Origin of the sequence: Prauserella rugosa (assembly GCF_000719975.1) — a bacterium.
GTDB classification, from domain to species: domain Bacteria; phylum Actinomycetota; class Actinomycetes; order Mycobacteriales; family Pseudonocardiaceae; genus Prauserella; species Prauserella rugosa.
This window is the reverse complement of the sequence record NZ_JOIJ01000010.1, coordinates 94834-114862: the sequence shown is the minus strand read 5'-3', so window position 1 is coordinate 114862 and position 20029 is coordinate 94834. Positions and strand designations below refer to the sequence as shown.

At 71.8% G+C, this 20029-nt stretch carries 18 protein-coding genes; 12 read left to right on the top strand and 6 right to left on the bottom strand.

Features of this window, described 5'->3' with window-relative positions; translation table 11 throughout:
• Positions 1-20 precede the first annotated feature (20 nt).
• Positions 21-833, bottom strand: a complete 813-nt coding sequence (locus tag IF64_RS0115555) for a dienelactone hydrolase family protein (RefSeq protein ID WP_030532842.1) — start codon at positions 831-833, stop codon at positions 21-23.
• Between the two features lie 251 nt (positions 834-1084).
• On the opposite strand from IF64_RS0115555, the gene glmS reads away from it, so the two are divergent.
• Genes glmS through tsaE form a run of 5 tightly spaced genes read left to right on the top strand, consistent with a single transcriptional unit; the run spans position 1085 to position 7032 of the window.
• Positions 1085-2950: a glutamine--fructose-6-phosphate transaminase (isomerizing) gene (gene glmS, locus IF64_RS0115550; RefSeq protein ID WP_030532841.1), complete on the top strand. Its 1866-nt coding sequence runs from the start codon at positions 1085-1087 to the stop codon at positions 2948-2950.
• 3 nt (positions 2951-2953) lie between these two features.
• On the top strand, positions 2954-4423 hold the full coding sequence (locus IF64_RS0115545; protein WP_030532840.1) for a bifunctional ADP-dependent NAD(P)H-hydrate dehydratase/NAD(P)H-hydrate epimerase: 1470 nt from the start codon (positions 2954-2956) through the stop codon (positions 4421-4423).
• A 28-nt stretch (positions 4424-4451) separates the two neighbouring features.
• Positions 4452-5582, top strand: a complete 1131-nt coding sequence (alr, locus tag IF64_RS0115540) for an alanine racemase (protein ID WP_030532839.1) — start codon at positions 4452-4454, stop codon at positions 5580-5582.
• Positions 5579-6577: an alpha/beta fold hydrolase gene (locus IF64_RS0115535; protein WP_051757893.1), complete on the top strand. Its 999-nt coding sequence runs from the start codon at positions 5579-5581 to the stop codon at positions 6575-6577. The genes alr and IF64_RS0115535 overlap by 4 nt, the downstream gene beginning before the upstream one ends.
• Entirely contained in the window at positions 6565-7032 is a 468-nt protein-coding gene (gene tsaE, locus IF64_RS0115530) for a tRNA (adenosine(37)-N6)-threonylcarbamoyltransferase complex ATPase subunit type 1 TsaE (RefSeq protein WP_084705902.1), read from the top strand. The genes IF64_RS0115535 and tsaE overlap by 13 nt, the downstream gene beginning before the upstream one ends.
• Positions 7033-7074: 42 nt before the next feature.
• On the opposite strand, the gene IF64_RS0115525 is transcribed toward tsaE, so the two are convergent.
• Genes IF64_RS0115525 through IF64_RS0115515 form a run of 3 tightly spaced genes read right to left on the bottom strand, consistent with a single transcriptional unit; the run spans position 7075 to position 11247 of the window.
• On the bottom strand, positions 7075-8403 hold the full coding sequence (locus tag IF64_RS0115525; RefSeq protein WP_030532836.1) for a carboxyl transferase domain-containing protein: 1329 nt from the start codon (positions 8401-8403) through the stop codon (positions 7075-7077).
• Positions 8396-9847 carry an acyl-CoA synthetase gene (locus tag IF64_RS0115520; RefSeq protein WP_030532835.1) on the bottom strand — a complete coding sequence of 484 codons (1452 nt, stop codon included), beginning with the start codon at positions 9845-9847 and terminating at the stop codon, positions 8396-8398. Before IF64_RS0115520 ends, IF64_RS0115525 begins: the two co-directional genes overlap by 8 nt.
• A 50-nt stretch (positions 9848-9897) precedes the next feature.
• On the bottom strand, positions 9898-11247 hold the full coding sequence (locus tag IF64_RS0115515; RefSeq protein WP_030532834.1) for an SLC13 family permease: 1350 nt from the start codon (positions 11245-11247) through the stop codon (positions 9898-9900).
• A 233-nt stretch (positions 11248-11480) separates the two neighbouring features.
• Here IF64_RS0115515 and IF64_RS0115510 point away from each other — a divergent pair, with 233 nt between their 5' ends.
• The 4 genes from IF64_RS0115510 to tsaD are packed head-to-tail and all read left to right on the top strand — an operon-like array spanning position 11481 to position 14435.
• The gene (locus IF64_RS0115510) at positions 11481-12212 is read left to right on the top strand and encodes a FadR/GntR family transcriptional regulator (protein WP_030532833.1); all 732 of its coding nucleotides are present in this window, start codon (positions 11481-11483) and stop codon (positions 12210-12212) included.
• Positions 12213-12244: 32 nt separating this feature from the next.
• Positions 12245-12886, top strand: coding sequence for a tRNA (adenosine(37)-N6)-threonylcarbamoyltransferase complex dimerization subunit type 1 TsaB (tsaB, locus tag IF64_RS0115505; protein ID WP_030532832.1), 642 nt, complete (start codon positions 12245-12247; stop codon positions 12884-12886).
• Positions 12887-12927: 41 nt separating this feature from the next.
• Positions 12928-13389 (top strand): ribosomal protein S18-alanine N-acetyltransferase, encoded by a 462-nt coding sequence (gene rimI / locus IF64_RS0115500; RefSeq protein WP_030532831.1) that lies wholly within the window; start codon positions 12928-12930, stop codon positions 13387-13389.
• Positions 13389-14435, top strand: coding sequence for a tRNA (adenosine(37)-N6)-threonylcarbamoyltransferase complex transferase subunit TsaD (gene tsaD / locus IF64_RS0115495; RefSeq protein ID WP_030532830.1), 1047 nt, complete (start codon positions 13389-13391; stop codon positions 14433-14435). The genes rimI and tsaD overlap by 1 nt, the downstream gene beginning before the upstream one ends.
• A 252-nt stretch (positions 14436-14687) precedes the next feature.
• On the opposite strand, the gene IF64_RS0115490 is transcribed toward tsaD, so the two are convergent.
• On the bottom strand, positions 14688-15926 hold the full coding sequence (locus IF64_RS0115490) for an alpha/beta fold hydrolase (RefSeq protein ID WP_030532829.1): 1239 nt from the start codon (positions 15924-15926) through the stop codon (positions 14688-14690).
• A 209-nt stretch (positions 15927-16135) separates the two neighbouring features.
• Here IF64_RS0115490 and groES point away from each other — a divergent pair, with 209 nt between their 5' ends.
• Together groES and groL are read left to right on the top strand one after the other, a co-directional pair.
• Positions 16136-16429 carry a co-chaperone GroES gene (gene groES / locus IF64_RS0115485; protein WP_030532828.1) on the top strand — a complete coding sequence of 98 codons (294 nt, stop codon included), beginning with the start codon at positions 16136-16138 and terminating at the stop codon, positions 16427-16429.
• 84 nt (positions 16430-16513) lie between these two features.
• Entirely contained in the window at positions 16514-18130 is a 1617-nt protein-coding gene (gene groL, locus IF64_RS0115480) for a chaperonin GroEL (RefSeq protein ID WP_030532827.1), read from the top strand.
• 223 nt (positions 18131-18353) lie between these two features.
• Here groL and IF64_RS0115475 read toward each other — a convergent pair whose 3' ends face one another.
• Entirely contained in the window at positions 18354-18653 is a 300-nt protein-coding gene (locus IF64_RS0115475; protein ID WP_030532826.1) for a WhiB family transcriptional regulator, read from the bottom strand.
• 221 nt (positions 18654-18874) lie between these two features.
• Here IF64_RS0115475 and IF64_RS0115470 point away from each other — a divergent pair, with 221 nt between their 5' ends.
• Positions 18875-20014 carry a hypothetical protein gene (locus IF64_RS0115470; protein WP_051757892.1) on the top strand — a complete coding sequence of 380 codons (1140 nt, stop codon included), beginning with the start codon at positions 18875-18877 and terminating at the stop codon, positions 20012-20014.
• The last annotated feature ends 15 nt before the right edge of the window (positions 20015-20029 follow it).

Genomic DNA, 20029 nt, shown 5'->3' with positions numbered 1-20029 from the left:
CGCCCGCTCAGAGCGCCCGGTCAGTGGGCGGCCTTCTCCTTCTCGTCGAGGTCGACGATCTTCGCGGCCTTCACGCTCTCGTCGAGCAGCGGCCGATACTTGTCGGTGCCCGTCAGGTGCGTGAGGAAGAACGCGGTGAACAGGGCGCGCACGGTGCGCTGCGTCGCCCGGTGCGGCTTGCCGTGCACGAGCAGCTGGCTCCAGTGCGATCCCTCGGCCACCGCGAGGTGCGAGGCCTTCGGCAGGGTGCGCAACTGGGCCGGTCCCGCCCAGGCACGCGTGATGACCTCGGCGTTGCCCTGCGCGGGCGCGACCAGGTCGTCGTCGGCCGCGAGGTGCATGCCGGGGCATTCCACCTGCTCGGCGGCCCTGGACGCCGACGGGATCGTCTGGGCGGGGGCGAACGTGGCCACCGCGCGCACCGCCGGGGCCTTCGCGGCGGCCAACACGGCGGCGCCGCCACCGGTCGAGTGCCCGGCCAGGCCCAGCTTGAGGGGATCGACGCTGATGGCGCCCGGACCGAGGCGGACGTTCGTCACCATCTCGAGAGTGGAGAGCAGATCGTCGGCGAACAGCCGATGCGACGGCAGCGGTCCACGCTGCGTCGAGGGGGCGGCCGCGACGATGCCCCAGCTCGCGAGGTGTCGCAGCAGCTCACGGTAGCGGCCTGCGGGCTGCAGCCAGCCGTGCCCGAACGCGACGGCGGGCAGCGCGCGGCCCTCCTTCGGCGTGTAGACCACGCCGGGCTGGCCCACCAGCGCCAGGTCGCCGCGCAGCACCTCGTGCGGTCCCGCGAAGGTGAGGTCCTCGAGCAACTGCTTCGCCTTGGCCATGGCGCGCAGATTACTCGACCCACCCCGCCGCTGTTCCCCCCGACACAGCCCCACCACCTCGATGAAGCTCCCAAGGGCCCCATAGTTGCGTTCAACGCGACTATGGGGCCCTCGGGAGCTCCCCGACACAGCCCTACCCCCGCGGCGCAGCCCTACCCCGCGGCGCAGCCCCACTCGCCGCGCGGCTGGGCTAACACGCGCTGGGTGCGGCCGGGAGGGGCGAGGCGCGCGGTGTCGATACGCTGGGGGACGTGTGTGGAATCGTCGGATACGTCGGGCACCGGAAAGCACTGGACGTGGTGCTCGGTGGCCTGCGACGCATGGAATACCGCGGCTACGACTCGGCGGGTGTCGCCGTGCTCGACGGAGCGGGCTCGCTGACCGTCGAACGGAAGGCGGGCAGGCTCGCCAACCTGGAGGCGGCGCTCGACGAGGCCGGGAGGTCGCGGTTCGAGGGCACGGCCGGGATGGGGCACACCCGGTGGGCCACCCACGGTCCGCCGGTCGACCGCAACTCGCATCCGCACCGGGACGCTTCGCAGCGCGTCGCCGTGGTGCACAACGGCATCATCGAGAACTTCGCCGAGTTGCGGGCCGAGCTCGAGGCCGACGGGATCGACCTGGCCAGTGACACCGACACCGAGACCGCGGCGCACCTGATCGCCCGCGCCTACGAGAAGGACCCGGATGCGGCGGGCGACCTGCCCGCGAGCGTCCGCGCGGTCTGCCGCAGGTTGCAGGGCGCGTTCACGCTGGTCGTCACGCACGCCGACCACCCCGACATGATCGTCGCCGCTCGCCGGTCCTCGCCGCTCGTCGTGGGCGTCGGCGAGGGGGAGACGTTCGTGGCTTCCGACGTCGCCGCGTTCATCGAGCACACCCGTGAGGCGGTCGAGCTGGGTCAGGACCAGCTCGTCACGATCACGCGCGAGGGCTACGAGGTCAGCGATTTCCACGGCGAGCTCGCGCAGGGCAAGCCGTTCACGGTCGACTGGGACCTGTCGGCCGCCGAGAAGGGCGGCCACGAGTACTTCATGCTCAAGGAGATCGAGGAGCAGCCCGACGCGCTGGCAAACTCGCTGCGCGGGCACTTCGCGGGCGGCCGCATCGTCCTCGACGAGCAGCGCATCTCCGACCAGGATCTGCGCGACATCGACAAGGTCTTCGTCGTGGCCTGCGGGTCGGCCTACCACTCCGGCCTGGTCGCCAAGTACGCCATCGAGCACTGGTGCCGCCTGCCGGTGGAGGTCGAGCTGGCCAGCGAGTTCCGGTACCGCGACCCGGTGCTCGACCGGGACACGCTCGTCGTGGCCGTCTCCCAGTCCGGCGAGACGATGGACACGCTCGAGGCCGTCCGCCACGCCCGCGAGCAGCGCGCCCGGGTCCTCGCGGTCTGCAACACCAACGGCGCGCAGATCCCACGTGAGTCCGACGCCGTGCTCTACACGCACGCGGGCCCGGAGATCGGCGTCGCCTCGACGAAGGCGTTCCTCGCCCAGATCGCGGCCAACTACCTCGTCGGACTGGCGCTGGCGCAGGCCCGCGGCACGAAGTATCCCGACGAGGTCGGCCGCGAGTTCGCCGACCTGGAGGCGATGCCGAAGGCCGTCGAGCAGGTGCTCACCACCGTCGACCAGGTGCGCGACCTCGGTGCGCGGCTGGCCGACTCGAAGGCGGTGCTGTTCCTCGGCAGGCACGTGGGCTACCCGGTGGCGCTCGAAGGCGCGCTCAAGCTTAAGGAACTGGCCTACATGCACGCCGAGGGTTTCGCCGCGGGCGAGCTCAAGCACGGCCCGATCGCGCTGATCGAGAAGGACTTGCCGGTCGTCGTGGTCATGCCGTCCCCGCGGGGCAGGGCGGTGCTGCACGCCAAGCTCGTGTCGAACATCAGCGAGATCCAGGCCCGCGGCGCGCGCACGATCGTCATCGCCGAGGAGGGCGACGAGACGGTGCGGCCCTTCGCCGACGAGCTCATCGAGGTGCCCGCGGTGCCGACCCTGTTGCAGCCGCTGGTGTCCACGGTGCCGCTGCAGGTGCTGGCCGCGGAGATCGCGCGCACCCGCGGTTACGACGTCGACAAGCCCCGCAACCTCGCCAAGTCCGTCACGGTGGAGTGAGCCGTGCGCGGCGTGTGGACGACCGCCCTGGTGCGTGCGGCCGAGGACGAGGTTCTCGCACGCACGCCCGAGGGCGCGCTGATGCGCAGGGCCGCCCACGCCGTCGCCGCGCGCGCCGCCGCGTTGCTGGCCGACCACACCGGTGGCGTCGCGGGACGGCGGGTCGTCCTCGTGGTCGGTGCGGGCAACAACGGCGGTGATGCGCTGTGGGCGGGTGCGTTCCTGCGCCGTCGGGGTGTCGGCGTCGGCGCGGTGCTGCTCGCGCCGGACAACGCGCACCCCGCCGGCCTGGCCGCACTGCGCCGCCGCGGTGGGCGCGTGTTGTCCGATGCGGACGTTCCACAGTGGATCGACGAGGCGGACCTGGTCGTCGACGGCGTGGTGGGGATCTCGGCCCGCGGTCCGTTGCGGCAGGAGGCGGCCGAGGTGTTCGATCGGGTCACCGTGCCCGTGCTGGCCGTCGACCTGCCGAGCGGTGTCGACCCGGACACCGGGGCCGTCGACGGACCGGCCGTGCAGGCGAGCGCCACGGTGACCTTCGGTGCCCGCAAGCCCGTGCACGTCCTCAACCCCGGCCGCTGCGGCGAGGTGACCCTCGTCGACCTGGGCCTGCCGCTGGGCGACGACCACGGCAGGCCGCCCCACCTGCACCAGCTCGACACGGCCGACGTCGCCGCGGCGTGGCCGATTCCCGGACCGGGCGACGACAAGTACACCCAGGGCGTGGTCGGGATCGCCGCGGGGTCGGAGACCTATCCCGGTGCTGCGGTGCTCGCCACGGGCGCCGCGGTGCGCGCGACGTCGGGCATGGTGCGCTACGCGGGCTCGGCAGCCGACGAGGTGCGGGCGTGGTGGCCCGAGGTCGTCGCCACCGGATCGGTCGCCGACGCGGGCCGGGTGCAGGCGTGGTCGGCGGGACCGGGACTCGGTACCGGCAACACCGGCTTCGAGGTCCTCGCGCACGTGCTCTGCCAGGGCGTGCCCGTGTGCGCGGACGCCGACGCCATCACCCTCCTCGCGAACCGCCCCGAGGTGTTGGACGCGCGCGACCCCGACACCCCGCTCGTGCTCACCCCGCACGACGGCGAGTTCGCCCGGCTCACCGGCGACCGGCCGGGACACGACCGGGTCGCCGCGGCGCGGGACGCGGCTCGCCGGTTCGACGCCGTCGTCCTGCTGAAGGGGCACTGCACGCTCGTCGCCGCACCCGACGGGCGGGTGCTGGTCAACCGGCCCCGTGGCGCGTGGCTGGCCACGGCCGGCTCGGGTGACGTGCTGTCCGGCATCCTGGGCGCACTGCTGGCCGCAGGCCTCGACCCGTGGCTCGCGGCCGGGGTCGCCGCCGACGTGCACGCCCGCGCGGGCGAACTCGCCGCGGACGGGGTGCCGACGTCGGCCGCGCAGGTGCTCGAGGCCGTTCCGGAGGCGGTCCGGCGCGTCCGTGCGCTGTGGGAAGATGACGCGCGCAGGTGAGCGCGTGCGACGAGAGCGCAGGAAGTCCATGACCGAACAGCAGCACACGAACCGGGCCCTGGTGACGGTGGACCTCGACGCGATCCGCCGCAACGTCGCGCTGCTGTCGGCCCGCGCCGCGGCCTCGGGGGCGGAGACGATGGCGATCGTCAAGGCCGATGGCTACGGCCACGGCGCCGCAGAGGTCGCCAGGGCCGCGCTGCGCGGCGGCGCGACCTGGCTCGGCGCGTGCTCGCTGAACGAGGCCCTCGACCTGCGTGCCGCGGGGATCGACGTCCCGCTGTTCAGCTGGCTCGAGACACCCGACACCGACTTCGCGCCCGCGCTGGAGGCCGGCATCGACGTCTCGGTCAGCTCGGCCGCCGAGCTGGCCAGGGTCGCCGACGCCGCCGCCCGCACCGGCAGGCGGGCCCGCGTGCACCTGAAGATCGACACGGGACTGTCGCGGAACGGCTGTCCCGCCGACCTGTGGCCCGCCCTCGTCAAGGCGGCCGCCGCCGAACCGGACGTCGACGTGATCGCGATGTGGTCGCACCTGGCCGCCGCCGACGAGCCCGGCGATCCGTCGATCGACCGCCAGGCCGAGCGGTTCGCCGACGCCTACGCCCTCGCGCGCGAGGCCGGACTGAATCCGTTGCGCCACCTGGCCAACTCGGCCGCGACGCTGACCCGCTCCGACCTGCACTTCGATCTCGTGCGTCCGGGCATCGCCGTCTACGGGCTGAATCCGGTGCCGCAGCACGAGGAACTCACGCCTGCCATGACGTTCTCGTCACAGGTCGTGCTCACCAAACGCGTCGCCGCGGGCGAATCGGTGTCCTACGGTCTGACGTGGACGGCGAGTGAGGACACCACACTCGCGCTCGTGCCGGTCGGTTACGCCGACGGCGTGCCGCGCACGCTGTCCGGTCGACTGGACGTGTGGCTCGACGGGCGCAGGCGGCCCGTGCGCGGCCGCGTGTGCATGGACCAGCTCGTGGTCGACTGCGGTGACGACGAACCGGCGCTCGGTACGGAGGTCGTGCTGTTCGGCACCGGCTCCGAGGGTGGGCCGACCGCGCGCGAATGGGCCGACCGGATCGGCACGATCGACTACGAGATCGTCACCGGCATGTACCGCCCGCGGGTGCGCCGGGTGTACACGGGCGGCGAGTCGTGACGACCGGCTCGGACCACGCCGCGGCGCGCCTCGGGGTGTTCGACGACGGCAGGGTGTCGCGGGTCGCCGTGGACGACGGCACCCCGCTCGCGGTCGAAGAGGTGCCGGCGGCGGGGAAACCCGCCCTGACGGTCGTCGGCGTGCACGGATTCGCGTTGTCGCGCCGCAGCTGGCATTTCCAACGGCAGGCACTCACCGGGCTCACCGACCCGGCCGTGCGTCAGGTGTACTACGACCACCGCGGACACGGCGAGTCGGCGCCCGCTGAGGAGTCGGCCTGCACCATCGAACAGCTGGCCGCGGACCTGCACTCGGTGATTCGCACCGTCGCACTCGACGAACCGCTCGTCCTGATGGGACATTCGATGGGCGGGATGGTGCTGATGGAACTCGCCCAGCAGGCGCCCGAGCTGTTCGCCGGTCAGGTGTGCGGTGTCGGTCTGCTCGCCACCGCAGCCGGGGAGGTCGGCAGTCAGGGACTGCCGAAATCGTTGCTGTCGCGCAGGAATCCGATCACGCGTGGCGTCGGTGAGCTCGCCGGGTGGCAGCCGGGGCTCGTCGAGTTCGTCCGCGCTGCGGGTGGCCAACTCACCCGCACCGCCGTGCGCCACCTGGCATTCGGCAAACACGACGTGCCCTCCGAGGTCGTCACCTTCATGCAGGAGATGCTCGGGGTCTCGTCGATGAAGCAGCTGGCGAGCTTCGCCGACACGTTCGGCACCCACAACCGCTACGCGGCGCTCGCCGGGCTCAAACACGTCCACACCCTCGTCGTCGGCGGCGATGCCGACCGCATCACGCCGTACTCGCACACCGAACGCATCGCGGCCGAACTGCCCGACGCCTCGCTGTTGCGGCTGCCCGGTGCGGGGCACATGCTGCAGCTCGAACGTCCCGACGAGGTCAACGAACACGTGCTCGACCTGGTGCGCGCCTGCGCGGGCGGCACCCGTGAGCGTACGAGGAAACGGAGGTCCCGGTGGTGGCGCCGGTGAGCATCGAGCTGACGACGGCCGACGACGCGATCCGATTCGGACGGACCCTCGGCGGCGCGCTGCGTCCCGGCGATCTCGTCCTGCTGGCCGGTCCGCTCGGCGCGGGCAAGACGACCATGACGCGCGGTATCGCCGAGGGCATGGGCGTCTCGGGGCGCGTGAGTTCGCCGACGTTCGTTCTCGCGCGCGTCCACCCGGCTGGTGCGGACGGTGGCACGCCGCTCGTGCACGTCGACGCCTACCGCCTCGGCGGCGATCTATCCGAACTGGACGATCTGGACCTGGACGCCGAACTCGAGTCGTCCGCGGTGGTCGTCGAGTGGGGTGAGGGTCTGGCCGAACCGCTTTCCGAGGACCGCCTGGTCGTCCGTATCGAGCGCCACGCCGACGACACCCGCACGGTCACGTTCGAACCCCACGGCACCTGGACCGGCCGCGTCGACAGCCTCACCTGAGCCCGGGCCCGCAGCGGTTCCGTGGGTGATTGAGCGGGTGATTCACCCCGTGATGCCCTCGGCGATGCCGAGGTCGACCAGGTCCTGGGGACTCAGCCGGAGCTGACCGGCCGTGGCGGGAACGTCGCCGGGGTTGCGTTTCAGAATGCGGGCGGCGGCCTCGGGCGAGGTCACCGAGAAGTAGGCGTCCGGGGTGATCCAGGTACGCCCCGCCGCGGCGAACGCCAAGGCCCCGCCCGAACCGCCCTCGCCGATCACCAGTGTCGTCACGGGCACGGCCGCGGAGGCCACGGCGTCGAACATCTCGGCGATCGCCGGGCCGACGCCTGCGCGTTCGGCATCGGCGTCGTTGGCGGCGCCCGGCGTGTCGACGAGGGTCAGCACGGGGACACCCAGCCGCGACGCGAGCCGCACCAACCGTGCGGCGGTGCGGAAGCCCGCGGGCGTGGTGGGCGTGCCGCACTGTGCGGCGTAGGCGATCGTCACCCCGTCGCGCCGTCCGAAACCGCACGACACCCCGGAATCGACGCCGCCGCACCGGTCGCCGCTGATGTCCTCCCGCCACTCGAAGTAGGAGTCCAGATAGGACTCTGCTCGTGGCCGGTGGGGCGACCGTGCCGCCTGTACGGCGTCCCACCCCGAGGCCGGCGGCGCGGTGGCCCCGAGCGGTGCGGGCGGCGGTGCCGGGTCGGCGGACGGCGCGGTGAGCAGCCGGAGCCACCGGCCGAGTCGCCGTGGCAGGTCGGCCGGATCCACGACCAGGTCGACGTGCCCCGCGCGGTGCTGGCCTTCCGCCGTGTACGCCGCGTACCCGTCGGGATGTCCCTCCGGGCGCACGCGGGAGCCCGCGAACCCGACCTGGGCGCCGGTGACGGCGAGCGTGACGTCGGCCCCCGCGCCGAGCGTGGCCCAGCCGCCGCCCGTGGCGGGGTCCCGCAGAACCGCGATGCGGGGCAGTCCGGCCTCGCGGGCCTGTCCGGACGCCCGCGCGATGCGTTGCAACTGCGTGAGCGCACGCATGCCCTCCTGCATCCGGCTGCCGCCGGTCGCGATGAGCGACACCACGGGCAGGCGGAGTTCGCGTGCCCTGGCGAAGGCGCGTTCGATCCGCAGGCCGGTGCGCTCGCCGATCGATCCGCCGAGGAAACCGAACTCGAACGCGATCAGCATCGTCTCGACGCCGTCGACCGCTCCGACCCCGCACAGCACCGACTCCGACTCGCCCGTGCGGCCGGCCGCACGGTCCCGCGCCGCGTCGTAGCCGTCCCAGCCGATCGGACCATCCACACCGGAATCGGCCGCGTCGTCGTAGGCCAGCTCCGCGAACGCCGGCGTCAACGAGCCGAGCAGCTGCCTGGCGGTCTCAGGCATGGAGCGACCGTTTCATGATCTTGCCCATGTCGTTGCGCGGCAACGCATCCAGGAACCGGACCACACGCGGTCGCTTGTGCGGCGTGAGCAGCCGGGCGACGTGGTCGACGAGTTCGGCGTCGCCGGGCCGCTCGCCCGCAGGCACGACCCACGCGACGATCCGCTCACCGAGGTCGTCGTCGGGTTCACCGGTCACCGCGGCCTCCGCCACACCCGGATGCTCCAGGAGCGCGTTCTCGATCTCGCCCGCGCCGATCTTGTATCCGCCGGACTTGATGATGTCGGTTCCCTTGCGCCCCACGATCTTCACGTAGCCGTCGCCGTCGCGGACGGCCATGTCGCCCGTGCGGAACCAGCGGTCACCGCCCGCGTCGTCGGCGGCGAAGGCCTCGGCGGTCGCGTCGGGCCGGTTGAGGTACTCGGTGAACAGATTGGTTCCGCGCACCTGGACCTCGCCGACGGTCTCGCCGTCCCACGTCTCGATCGGCGTACCCGACTCGTCGACGATCCGCAGTTCCACCCCACCCAGTGGCAGGCCGACCGTGCCCGGTTTGCGCTCACCGTCGGCGCGCACGCTGGTGTTCATGAGCGTCTCGGTCATGCCGTAGCGTTCGACGACCCGCTGCCCGGTCGCGGAGAAGATCCGTTCCTGGTCGTGCACCGGCAGCGCGGCCGATCCGGAGACGAGCAGCCGGGCGGCCCGCAGCGCCTCGGCCAGAGCGGGTCGGCTGCCGACCTCCTCGGCGATCCGGTGGTACATCGTCGGAACGCCGAACATCATCGTGCCGCCGCCTGCCAGGGCGTCGGTCAGCGCGTCGAGGGAGAACTTCCCGAGGTGCCAGGCCGTTCCGCCGCGCCGCAACGGCCCGAGGATGCCCAGGATCAGCCCGTGCACGTGGAACAGCGGCAGGCCGTGCACGACGGTGTCGGCCGACGTCCACTGCCACGCGTCCTCCAATGCGTCCAGTGTGGACGCGATCGCGCGGCGAGGCAGGACCACCCCTTTCGGGGCGCCCGTGGTTCCGGAGGTGTAGACGATCAGTGCCGGTGCTTCGGCGTCCGGCTCGGCCGGACGGTCCGATGTGGACGACTCGCCGGGAAGGTCGATACGCGGCAGGTTCGCGAGCTCGCCCGGCAGGTCGTCGCCGGGAGCGGCCAGCACGGCGTCGGGGGTGCTGTCGGAGACGATGTGGGCGAGCTCGCGTTCCCCGATCTTCGGGTTGATCGGCACCGCGGGGACGCCGGCCAGCAGCGCGCCGACGGCACCGAGCGCCGTCTCGAGGGTCGGGGTCGCCCACACCGCGACCCTGCGGCAGTCGCGGAGCCGCGCGGCGATGCCGCCGGCGATGTGGGCGAGCTCGCGGTAGGTCAGCGTCCGGTCGCCGAATCGCACCGCGGTGTCGTCGGTCGGTGCTGCCAGGGACGGGAACAACGGTGCGGTCACGCGAACTCCTTCGAACGACGGTGGTGCACTGGCTCGGCGTACCGGGGGCATCAACCGAATCCCGGTACGACGAGTATCAGCCAGCAGGCCAGCGGTGCCACGGCGACGACGATGCCGCCGTAGATCATGAGCTGCCGGAAGAAACGGTCCCGGTCGGCGCCCTCGGCGTTGGCGAGCACGAGGGCGCCGTTGGTGGAGAACGGGCTGACGTCGACGACGGTCGAGGCCACCGCGAGCGCGGCGATCATCCCGATCGGGCCGATCGTGCCTTCGGCCAGGAATGGCACGGCCAGCGGGATCAGCGCGCCCATGATGCCGACCGACGAGGCGAACGCCGACACGATCGCACCGATGTAGCAGATCAGCAGGGCCGCCAGTAGAGGAACGCCGACGCTCGAGACGGCGTTGCCCGCGTAGGCGATCGTGCCCATCTCCTCGAGCACGCCGACGTAGGTGAGCATGCCGCAGATCAGCAGCACGGTCGGCCACGTGATGTGCTCGATCGCCTTCTTGCTGGTGTCCGGCCAGACGACCGAGAGCACCACGGCCAGGGTGATCGCCGACAGCCCGACGTCGAGCTCCAGCACGAGAGCGCCCACGACCAGGGCGACGAGTCCGACGAGCGTGGTGATGCGCGCCGGAGTCAGCCGTAGCGCGGCGGCGTTGGTCGAGGCCGTGGAGTCCGTGGCGGCGGCGTCCGTGGAGTCCGTGGAGTCCGTGGAGGCCGTGGAGTTCACGGAGTCCGTGCCGGCGGAGCTGCCGGTGCCCGCCATGGCCAGCACACGGTCCGCGGTACGCGAGAGCTTGAGCCCGCCGCAGACGACGAACACGATCGCGGCCACGACGAGGTTCACGACCACGCTGGCCAGGAAGAGCACGAGTTCGTTGCCGGGCAGGCCCTCGCGGGCCACGATGCCGTTGACGATCGTGCCGTAGATGCTGATCGGCGAGAATCCGCCCGCCTGTCCTCCGTGGACCACCATCGCGCCCATCAGCAGCGGGCTGATGCCGTACTGCCTGGCGAAGTTCAGCGCGATGGGCGCGACGATCGCGACGGCCGCAGGGCTGACGGCGCCGATCGACGTGAGCACGCCGGTGACGGCGAACATCACCCACGGGATGAGTGCCAGGCGTCCGCCGACGAGCCGGATCGCGGCGTGCACCAGCCAGTCGGTCGTGCCGTTGGCGCGGGCGATGGCGAACAGATAGGTGACACCGACCAGCACGACGAACAGGTCGCCGGGAAAGCCCGCGAAGATCGCGTCGGCGTCCATGTCCGCGGCGAGTGTTCCCACGCCGAACGCGGCCGCGAAGGCGAGTGCCCCCATGTTGATGGATCTCGTCGTGGCGATCACGAACACCACGGCCAGTACGAGGATCGAGACGAGTTCGGCGGACATGCGGATCTCCCGTCGTTGGGCTCCCTGTCGTGGCACTTTTCCGGCGAAGTGCCCCGGCGAAAGTGCACTGCTGCCGCCCAGTGGTCCACAGGACCAGTGGCTGGACCACTTTGCGGGGCTCGGGTCAGCGGTGTCAAGCACGAATTGGCTGAGTGGCTCAGCCACTTTGGCTGCGGCGGCTGCTGTTAGCCTTTCGGCAGGAGTGCAGGTCAGCGTGAGGGGAAGGGTCGACCGTGGGTGACGCTTTGCGGCCGATGGCCCGTCCTCGGCTGTACGAGCAGGTGATCGACCGGCTGCGGGAGTACGTCGCGGACGCCGGCCTCGGTGCCGGCGACAAACTCCCCGCCGAACGGGAACTGGCCCAGCGGCTCGGCGTGAGCAGGACGTCGATCAAACAGGCGATCGTCGTCCTGCAGGTGCAGGGCCTCGTCGAGGCGCGCCACGGAGGCGGCACGTACCTCGTCGCCGACACGCTCGACGCCGAACCCGTCGAGAACCTCGTCGAACGGCGCAAGCGTCTGCCGGACGTGCTCGACGCCCGCGAGGCGATCGAGACGAAGCTCGCCGAGCTCGCCGCCGAACGCAGGACCACCAGCGACCTCGACGCCATCGAGGCCGCGCTCGACCACATGCGGCAGGAGGTCGCGGAGGGGGAACACGGCGTCGAGGGCGACCGGCGGTTCCACGCCGCCGTCACCGAGGCCGCCCACAGCGTGTTGCTCGCCGAGTTCATGTCCTCGATCGCCGACCAGATCACCGAGAGCCGCAACGAATCGCTCCGCCAGCCGGGCCGCCCCGCCCGGTCGCTCACGCAGCACATCGCCATCTTCGACGCGATCAGCCTCCGCGACGGCAAGCGCGCCGCCGCCGCGATGCGCAGGCATCTGCGCACGGTCGCCAAGGTGCGGTTGCTCAGCTGGAACCCGGAGGACGAGACCGACGGCGACTCCGAAGCGGGCTGGTGAGTTGCGCCTGCGGGCCGTCGTAGGCTCGAAGGGTGTTGATTCTCGCCCTTGACACCGCCACCCCCGCGGTCACCGCCGGGCTCGTCCGGTTGCCGGAGTCCGCGGCGGAGGCGCCCGAGCAGGTGGCCGCGCGCGTGACCGTCGACGCGCGGGCTCACGGAGAGCTGCTGACCCCGCACGTCCTCGACGCCGTCGGCGAGGCGGGGGCGAGCCTGGCCGACGTCGCGGCCGTCGTCGTCGGCACGGGCCCCGGCCCGTACACCGGGCTGCGCGCGGGCCTCGTCACCGGCGCCGCGCTGGCACACAGCCTCGGCGTGCCCGCCTTTCCCGTCTGCACGCTCGACGCGATCGCGGCGGGCTCGTCCGCCGCGGGACCGCTCGTCGTCGTCACCGACGCCCGCCGCCGCGAGGTGTACTGGGCGACCTACGACGCGGGGACCGCGGACTCCGAGTGGGGTCGGCGGCTCGACGGTCCGCACGTCGGCCCGCGCGCCGACGTGCCCGAGTCGCCCGGAGCCACGCTCCTCGACCACGAACAACCCACCCCGCTGGGGCTCGTCACCGTCGCGGCGGAGGCGATCCGCGCCGACGCGGAACCGGGCCCGCTCACACCGCTCTACCTGCGCAGGCCCGACGCGGCCGAGCCGTCGGCGAGGAAACGGGTGACCACGTGACGTCCGTCGACGGCCTGCCCGAGACCGTCCGTCTTGAGCCGATGCGGCGGCGGCACGTGCGCGCGTGCGCGGCGATCGAGCAGGTCCTGTTCGCCGACGAGAGCCCGTGGCCGCCCGCCGCCTTCCACAGCGAACTCGACCTCGGCGGCTACTACCTCGTGGCCGTCGAGGGTGAGGAGGTGCTCGGCTACGCGGGTCTGGCGATCATGGGCAAGCGTGGCGACCACGAGACGAGCCTGCACACCATCGGCGTGCTGCCGCAGCACCAGGGGCGCGGGATCGGCAAGGCGCTGCTGCGTGCCGTACTGGCCAAGGCCGACGAGCTCGCCGCTCCGGTGTTCCTCGAGGTGCGGGTCGACAACGAGCCCGCGCTGGCCATGTACGCGGCCCACGGTTTCGAACGTCTCGGTGTCCGCAGGGGCTACTACCAGCCCTCCGGCGCCGACGCCTACACGATGAGCCGCCCCGCGGCGGCCACCCGGTCACAGGAGGACATCCACTGATGCCGAAGATCATCATGGGCATCGAGAGCTCGTGCGACGAGACCGGCGTCGGCCTGGTCGCCTCCCACGAGGACGGAACGGTGGAGCTGCTGGCCGACGAGGTCGCCTCCAGCGTCGACCAGCACGCGCGCTTCGGCGGCGTGGTGCCCGAGATCGCCAGCCGCGCGCACCTCGAGGCGATGGTGCCGACGACCCGGCGCGCGTTCGACGCGGCGGGACTGTCGATGTCCGATGTGGACGCCGTCGCCGTGACGGCGGGTCCTGGCCTCGCGGGCGCGCTGCTGGTCGGGGTGTCGGCGGCGAAGGCCTACGCCGCTGCGCTGGACGTCCCGTTGTACGGCGTCAATCACCTGGCGGGCCACATCGCGGTCGACACGCTGCAGCACGGGCCGTTGCCGACGCCGTGTCTGGCGCTGCTCGTGTCCGGCGGGCACACGCAGCTGTTGCGGGTCGACGACATCGCGGGCGCCATCACCGAGATCGGTTCCACTGTGGACGACGCGGCGGGGGAGGCCTACGACAAGGTCGCCCGGCTGCTGGACCTGCCGTACCCCGGCGGACCGCCCATCGACAAGGCGGCACGGGAGGGCGATCCCGCCGCCATCGCCTTCCCCCGCGGCATGACCGGTCCGCGCGATGCCAAGTTCGACTTCTCGTTCTCCGGGTTGAAGACCGCCGTCGCCCGCTGGGTCGAAGGCGCGCAGGCACGTGGCGAACAGGTGCCGGTCGCCGATGTGGCCGCGTCGTTCCAGGAGGCCGTCGCCGACGTGCTGACCGCCAAGGCCGTGCGGGCCGCGACCGAGGCAGGCATCGGCACCCTCGTCGTGTCCGGCGGGGTGGCGGCGAACTCGCGGCTGTCGGCGTTGGCGCAGGAGCGGTGCGCCGAGGCGGGCATCGAGCTGCGCATCCCGCGACCCCGGCTGTGCACGGACAACGGTGCGATGATCGCCGCGCTTGGTGCGCACGTCGTGGCGGCCGGCCACAAGCCGAGCGCGCTCGACCTGTCCGCCAACCCGGGTCTGCCCGTCGACACCGTCCTCGTCTGAGGGCTCCCGAGGGCCCCATAGTCGCGTTCAACGCACCCATGGGGCCCTCGGGCGCATTGAACGCGACGAATGTTCCCTTCGCTCCGGTGCCCACGAACGAGGTACGGGTGGTGCGCCGCCCCGACCTGCGCCGCCCCGACCTGCGCCGCCCGACCTGCAGGGCCGCATCAGCGCGGCCTGCGACACGATCCTCACCGACACCGCCGGCCCCGACACCTGGCGAAGGCGAGCACAGGCGGGGGATGGCCGCGGTCAGTGGGCGAGGCGGACGGCGGTGCGAATCGCCGGGCCGAGTATGCCCGACGGGCCCCTGCGGGGCAGGGCCTCGATGCGCCGCGAACGCCGGGCCAGGCCGTCGAGATCGCCGAGCCGGACGTGGTGGGCGACGTGGAGCGCGGCGAGCTGGTGGGTGTCCATCGCGCTGTGCCCAACGCCGGGTAGGTCGACGAGTGTGGCGTGGGGCAGCAGTGACACCGCGCGGTCGGCGATCGGCCGGGGAGTGCGCAGATCGCGGCCACCCGACACGACCGCCGTGGGCCACCCGAACGTCGGCAACGCTGCGGGCAGGTCGACCGGATCGCCGCGGAACGGCGGAGCGTCCGGGTGCGCGGCGGCCGCGGCGAACGCCTTCTGCGGATCGAGCGGAAGCCCGTCCGGGGCGGCACCGAAGCCGAGTGTGCCGTGCGTGATGCCTGCCACCAGGTCGAATTCGGCGACGAACGGTCGGTTCCTGCCCTCGCGTTCGCCTGCGCCGAGCGAGGCCAGCCACCGCCATGTGCGCCGTGCCCGCCGGTGAAGGTGGGCCTCGAGGAGGCGTTCGAGCGTCTCGGGTCCGGCGAACTCGTGCACGACCTGCACGACGTTTCCCACGTCATCGACGCTGTCGACGTCATCGGCCCGGCCGGGCTCGTCCGCCCCCTCGGCCCTGTCCGCCCCGTCGGTCCCGGGCCCGGCCGCCAGGACCGCGCGGACCAGCGTGGGCAGGCGGCCTCGGCCGTGCAGCAGCAGTTCTCGCCGGTGGTCGCGGACCGTGAACCGGTCGGCCGCCGACAGCACCGGCGAGTCGAGCACCATCCCCGCGACCCGGCCGGGATGCCGCACCCCGAACAGCTGCGCCAGGTACGAGCCGTAGGACGTGCCGTAGACGACGGCCCGATCGATGCCCTCTCGGTCGAGCACCACGGCGAGGTCGTCGGCCGCCGCCTCGACCGTCACCTCCGGCACCGTGAGCTCCCGGTCGTCGCGGTGCATACGCGACAGTCCGATGCCGCGGTGCTCCATCATCAGCACGTCGAGCCCACGCGAGACCGCGAGCTTCCGCAACCGGTCGTAGACGAACACCGACGCCAGTCCCGGCCCTCCCGGCAACAGCACGACCGGGGTGTCGTTCGACGGCGCGGGACGCACGTAGGCGATCCGGGCGCCGTCGCCCGCCTCGGCGATACGGAAGTCGTACCGTTCGGCGGCCTTCCAGGCTCGCTCGGTCCTCATGCCCGCCAACGCACGGCCCGCGCGGCTGGTTCCGTGCGCAGTGCGATGACCAGGCCCGATACCCCTCCTTGCGCGGCTAGCACTCCCATAGCTAGAGTGCTAATCACACGGCACCCAACACGCCCCGGCACCCGCGACGGCGGGGTGGTAGGCGCCGTACCCAATAGGTACCTGCCAACGCTTTCTCTCGACCCGTGGAGGTCAACCCGGTGAGCGTGAACATCAAACCGCTCGAGGACAAGATCGTTGTCCAGAGGAGCGAGGCCGAGGAGACGACGGCTTCCGGTCTCGTCATCCCCGACACCGCTAAGGAAAAGCCCCAGGAGGGCAAGGTTCTGGCCGTCGGCCCGGGCCGTGTCGACGACAAGGGCAACCGCGTCCCCGTGGACGTGAACGAGGGCGACGTCGTCATCTACTCCAAGTACGGCGGCACCGAGGTCACGTACAACGGCGAGGAGTACCTGATCCTGTCCGCCCGCGACGTGCTGGCCGTCGTCAACTGAGACGACCCGCGTATGCGCAACGCCCCGGGCCCCGCATGAAGCCGGGGGTCGGGGCGTTTCGCGTGCCTGGAGAGAGGTTCCTCAATGCCTAAGCAGATCAACTTCAACGAGGACGCTCGCCGCGCGCTCGAGCGCGGGGTCGACAAGCTGGCCAACGCCGTCAAGGTGACGCTCGGCCCGAGTGGCCGTCACGTCGTCCTGGACAAGCAGTTCGGTGGCCCGACCGTGACCCTCGACGGTGTCACGGTGGCCCGTGACGTCGAGCTCGACGAGCCGTTCGAGAACCTCGGTGCGCAGCTCGCCAAGAGTGTCGCCACCAAGACCAACGACGTCGCCGGTGACGGCACGACGACCGCCACCGTGCTGGCGCAGTCGCTGGTCAAGGTCGGCCTGCGCAACGTGGCGGCCGGCGCCAGCCCGGCCGCGCTGGGCGCGGGCATCGAGAAGGCCGCCGACCACGTCGTCGAGTTCCTCAAGAACAAGGCGACCCCGGTCAAGGGCCGCGACAACATCGCCCAGGTCGGCACGGTCACGTCGCGGGACGCCAACATCGGCGCCCTGCTCGGCGAGGCCGTCGAGAAGATCGGTGAGGACGGCGTGATCACCGTGGAGGAGTCCTCCACGATGGCCACCGAGCTCGACATCACCGAGGGTGTGCAGTTCGACAAGGGCTTCCTGTCGGCGCACTTCGCGACCAACCCGGAGGAGCAGCGGGCGATCCTCGAGAACGCCTACGTGCTGCTGCACCGGGAGAAGATCTCCTCGATCAACGACCTGCTCCCGCTGCTGGAGAAGGTCGCCGAGGCCAAGAAGCCGCTGCTGATCATCGCGGAGGACGTCGAGGGCGAGGCACTGTCCACCCTCGTGGTCAACTCGCTGCGCAAGACGATCAGCGCGGTGGCCGTCAAGGCGCCGTTCTTCGGTGACCGCCGTAAGGCGTTCCTGGACGACCTGGCGGTCGTGACGGGCGGCACGGTCGTCTCGAGCGAGGTCGGCCTGAAGCTGTCCGAGGTCGGCGTCGAGGTGCTGGGTCAGGCCCGGCGTATCGAGGTCACCAAGGACGCGACGACGATCGTCGACGGCGCCGGCACCAAGGGCGACATCGACGCGCGGATCGCCCAGATCCGCAAGGAGATCGAGACCACCGACTCCGACTGGGACCGCGAGAAGCTCCAGGAGCGGCTCGCGAAGCTCGGAGGCGGCGTCGCGGTCATCAAGGTCGGTGCGGCCACGGAGACCGAGCTGGGCGAGCGTAAGCACCGCATCGAGGACGCCGTGGCTTCGACCAAGGCGGCCGTCGAGGAGGGCATCGTGCCCGGCGGTGGCTCCGCACTGGCCCACGCGTCGAAGGAGCTCGAGGGCGACCTCGGCCTCACCGGCGACGAGGCCACGGGCGTCAAGATCGTCCGCGAGGCGCTGACCGCTCCGCTGTACTGGATCGCCAGCAACGCAGGCCAGGAGGCCGCGGTGCTCGTGTCCAGGGTCAAGGAGCAGGAGTGGGGCCAGGGCCTCAACGCCGCGACCGGTGAGATCACCGACCTGCTCGCGGCCGGCGTGGTCGACCCGGTGAAGGTGACGCGTTCCGCCGTCGCCAACGCCGCCTCGATCACCCGTCTCGTGCTCACCACGGAGAGCTCCGTGGTGGACAAGCCCGAGGAGGAGGACGAGGACGCGGGCCACGGCCACGGCCACGCGCACTGACGTCTCTCGTCGACACCGCACACGGGGCGGCACTCCACACCGGAGTGCCGCCCCGTTGCTGTCGGCGCCGCCGCGGCCGGTTACCGAAAGGCGCTTTCCGTGCAGTCGGAAAACGTCGGAGCGCGGACGGTTCCCGTGGAAGCGTTTCGCGGGGAAGATGCTTGAGCGAAAAGAAAGGGGCGCCTCCCCGGCGCCCCTTTCTTCTTCCCCCTCGGAAATGGTTTCACATTGTCAACGTGAGAGACCTTCGCTCGTTGTGGATGAGCTGTTCCCGCTCGCTTTCCGACAGTCCGCCCCAGACTCCGTAGGGCTCGTGGACCGCCAGGGCGTGCTCGCGGCACAGCTCCAGCACCGGGCAGGACCGGCATACCGCCTTTGCCCTGGCCTCCCTGCGAGCCCTGGCGGGGCCCCGCTCGCCGTCGGGATGGAAGAACGAGGCACTGTCCATCCCTCTGCAGGACCCCTCGAGCTGCCAATCCCAGATATCGGCATTCGGACCGGGAAGCCGGCGAATATCGGCCATCGGGTGCCCCCTTGTTCACATTCCGGTCCCACGCGAACCGGAGGTGCTACTGCTACTCCATTTGGTGCAACGAGGTGCACGTTAGGAGTGTGGGAAAAGTTGTTCAAGGGATCTGCCCCGATTCATTCTTTAGGCATCCCCCGGCGGTGTGATAGGCGACACAGAGTGGCCTTCGTGTCGCCGGATACGGCGACGCCTCGCCCGAAGGGCAGGATGCTCCCGTGGTGACCGTGACAGTGGAGAACCGTTTGCGCCAGTTGGCGTTCGGTGACGTCCCCCATCCGGAGACCCGATCGCGTCACCGGATCGTCGCGGCGGCCCGTACGGACCGTGAGTGTTGGCTTGCGGCGGTCGCTCTGGGAGCTCGGGGGCACTACGCGGCGGCGGCCACGTTGCTGCAGCCGTTGATCCACGGGGCCGGTGCTGGTGCCGGTTCTGGTGGGGCCGTGTTGTCGTCGCTGGCCGCGAGCACGCTCGCCTCGCACCGCAGGCAGCTCGGAGGGCACGCCGCGGCCCTGCGCCTCGACGGCCTCGCGCTGGCGCGCATCACCGCGTCGCCGGATCGGCCCGAGCCCGGGCCGGCGGGGCCGATGGCGCAGGACGCCGACGGGGTCGACGCGGCAGGCGCGTGGGCGGACGCCCTTCTCGGTCTCGCCGCCGACCGGCTCGGCACCGGACGTCCCGATCTGGCCGGCGGTCTCGTCGCCCGAGTCCTGAGCGGCACCGGCAGCCGCGGCGGAAGTGGCGATACCGGGGCCAGTGACAGGAGTGGCGACCGGGCCGGCACTGAGTGCGCTGCCGGTGTGGAGCCGGCCGTGCTGTCGTGGCGATCGCGCGTGCGCGCGGGCTGGGTGGGCGCGGAGGCCGCGTTGGCAGGCGGCGACCCGCAGACCGCCGTCGGGCGGGCCGAGGCCGCACTGGCGGTACTCGCCGAGCCTGCCGACCCCGCCGTTCCTGCCCATGCGGCAGCTCCCGCAGCTGCCGCAGATCCCACAGATCCCGCAGCTCCCGCCGGCACCGCGGATCTCAACGGGCCCGCGGATCCCGGGGCTCTCGGGCCGCGTGTGCCCCGGCATCGTGCGAAGTCCGAACTGGTCCTGGCCGCCGCACTCGCCGCGCGAGGAGGCGGCCAGGATCGGGTGCGGGCGGGTGAGCTCGTCGACTCGGCCCTCGAGGTGATCGAGACGAGGGGATTGCGCTCGCTGTCGTGGCCGGCCCTGCTGCTCGCGGCCGACCTCGCCCAGGGAGGCCGTGGCGCGCAGCACCGTGCGCGCGCCACGCGTGAGGTACACGCTCTGTTACGGAGCGCTGATCCCGAGGCACGCAGACTCGCGGTGTCCTCGCCGTGGATGCCGATCTGAGTCGTGAACCGGCCG

What these genes read in the sequence shown, in the direction of transcription:
- IF64_RS0115555 (WP_030532842.1), bottom strand. Translation starts at nt 833, where the DNA reads ATGGCCAAGGCGAAGCAGTTGCTCGAGGACCTCACCTTCGCGGGACCG.
- alr (WP_030532839.1), top strand. Translation starts at nt 4,452, where the DNA reads ATGACCGAACAGCAGCACACGAACCGGGCCCTGGTGACGGTGGACCTC.
- IF64_RS0115525 (WP_030532836.1), bottom strand. Translation starts at nt 8,403, where the DNA reads ATGCCTGAGACCGCCAGGCAGCTGCTCGGCTCGTTGACGCCGGCGTTC.
- IF64_RS0115515 (WP_030532834.1), bottom strand. Translation starts at nt 11,247, where the DNA reads ATGTCCGCCGAACTCGTCTCGATCCTCGTACTGGCCGTGGTGTTCGTG.
- rimI (WP_030532831.1), top strand. Translation starts at nt 12,928, where the DNA reads ATGCGGCGGCGGCACGTGCGCGCGTGCGCGGCGATCGAGCAGGTCCTG.
- tsaD (WP_030532830.1), top strand. Translation starts at nt 13,389, where the DNA reads ATGCCGAAGATCATCATGGGCATCGAGAGCTCGTGCGACGAGACCGGC.
- IF64_RS0115490 (WP_030532829.1), bottom strand. Translation starts at nt 15,926, where the DNA reads ATGAGGACCGAGCGAGCCTGGAAGGCCGCCGAACGGTACGACTTCCGT.
- groL (WP_030532827.1), top strand. Translation starts at nt 16,514, where the DNA reads ATGCCTAAGCAGATCAACTTCAACGAGGACGCTCGCCGCGCGCTCGAG.
- IF64_RS0115475 (WP_030532826.1), bottom strand. Translation starts at nt 18,653, where the DNA reads ATGGCCGATATTCGCCGGCTTCCCGGTCCGAATGCCGATATCTGGGAT.